The sequence below is a fragment of the Actinoplanes sp. NPDC051633 genome (assembly GCF_040681735.1).
Classification (GTDB): domain Bacteria; phylum Actinomycetota; class Actinomycetes; order Mycobacteriales; family Micromonosporaceae; genus Actinoplanes.
The window spans coordinates 1-2,047 of the sequence record NZ_JBFAZH010001301.1; the positions used below are offsets into that span (position 1 = coordinate 1).

Annotated in this window: 1 protein-coding gene; it reads left to right on the plus strand. The window is 67.7% G+C overall.

All coding sequences use genetic code 11. The features are described from left to right. Nucleotides 1-53: 53 nt before the first annotated feature. On the plus strand, nucleotides 54-2,047 hold a 1,994-nt coding region (locus AB0M20_RS40320), incomplete at its 3' end, for a hypothetical protein (RefSeq protein WP_364306438.1).

Here is a 2,047-nt window from a genome sequence, read left to right on the forward strand (position 1 = left end):
GGGGTCGTTGTTGGGATGACGTCACCCGGCCGTTCCACCGCTCAGGACAGGACATGATGGCCCAGACTTCCGGGACGCTGAGACGCACCGCGGTTCCCGCGCGAAAGACGGACGTTCCGGTCCCGCCGACGAAATTGATCGCTCGCGGCTTCTTGGCGGATCGGCTGGACAGGTGTGCCGGCGGTCAGGTCACGCTGGTCTCGGCGCCGGCCGGTTACGGCAAAACCACCTTGCTGTCGGGCTGGGCCGCCGACCGGAACCGCCATCACTGCGGCCCGGTGGTGTGGCTCAGCCTCGACGAGCACGACAACAACGTCTTCCAGATGTGGTCCGGGATCCTTGCCGCGCTCCAAACCGCCGACGGGGTCGACTCCGAGCGGCTGGCGAGCCTATGCCCGCCTCGCAAGGAGACGGAGCCGGAGTTTGTGGCGGGCGTCGTCGATGCCGTCGATGATGCGGGTATCTCGATCTGGCTCGTTGTGGACGATGTCCACCACGTGCGCGACGCCGACGTGATCGAGAGCCTGCATCTGCTTCTGGACAACATGCCGAACCGGCTCCATCTGGTCCTGTCCAGTCGTGTCGACCCGCCGATAGCGACCCTGCGGCGTCTCCGTCTCGCCGGTCACCTCGGCGAGATCCGCCGGCACCTGCTTTCCTTTACCCGCCGTGAGGCGATCGAACTGCTGGACACCTACGGCCTGCGGCTGCCGGACACCGAGCTGGAGCTCGTTCTGGCCTGCACGGAAGGCTGGCCCGCAGCGGTCCGGTTGGCCGGCATCGTCCTTGCCAACCAGTCCGACCTCTGCAGTGCTGTCGCCCGGTTCGTTTCCGACGACCGCGTCGTCGCCGACTACCTGTTCGGCGAGGTGCTCGCCCGTCAGCCGGCCGATGCTCGCCACCTGCTCGACGCGACCAGCATCTGCGACAGGTTCACGATGGATCTGGCCGAGGCGTTGGTCGGACGACCGGTGCTGGAGACTGTGGAACGGCTTCAGGCCGACGCGCTCGTCGTCGGCTCCGGTACGGATCCGCAGTGGTACCGGTTTCACCCCCTCATCCGTCGTTATTCGCACGCCGGTCTGCGAAGCCGACACCTGATCCAGGGGTTACACAGACGGGCGTCGGTCTGGCTGGCGACGCACGACGACATTGAAGCCGCCGTCCAGCATGCCGTCGCCTCCGCTGACGCCGACGCCGTGACGACGCTGCTGAGCGCCCACGGACTCGCCATGGTGCTGGATGGGAGGAGCGATTTCCTGCGACGGCAGTTCGATGTGATCCCGGCGGAAGTCATGCGTCATCCACCGGTCGTTCTGGTGGCCGCGGCGGCGGCGCTGGACGGCAATGACATTCAAGCGGCGGACCTGTTTCTCGACCAGCTGGACACCGTTGCGCCCGACGCCCTGGACGACGGGTTGCGTGTGCTGCACGCCGTCCTGCGCCTGCAGCGATCCACCTGGGGCGGCAACCTGCCTGCGGCAATGGCGGATCTCACCGCGATGTACGCCAGCGGAGTCGGCGAGGCGGACCTTGATCTGTTCGTGGTGACCTGGCGGGCGATCGCCGGATTCGCCCTCGGTGTCAGTCAAGCGGCGCACGCCGATCTCGACGTGGCGGCGCGGTTGGCGCGGCAGACCGGGCACGCGTACGTGGAGCTTCTGTGCCTGAACATTTCGGCCTTGATGGCCACCGCCCGCAGTGACTTCGTCGGCATGGGGGAGATCGCCGCCGAGGCGGTGGCACTGGCAACCAACCGAGGGCTTGCTGACAACCCCATCTGCGCCTACACCTACGCCGTCGCCGCGTGGTCGGCCTACGAACGGCTGGACCGCGACAATTCGCGCCGCTTCGCCGCGCTCGCCGTCGCGACTCTTGGCCCGGGACCGCACCCCGCGGTGGAGTTGTACGCCCGCTGTGTCCAGGCGGCTGTGCGCTTCGACACCGGCGACCGGCATGCGGCCCTGCACGACTGGCTGGCGGCTTGGGCCGAGGGCAGCGATGCACACCTGCATCCGAACGTGGTCGTTCATCTGGCCGCGACACA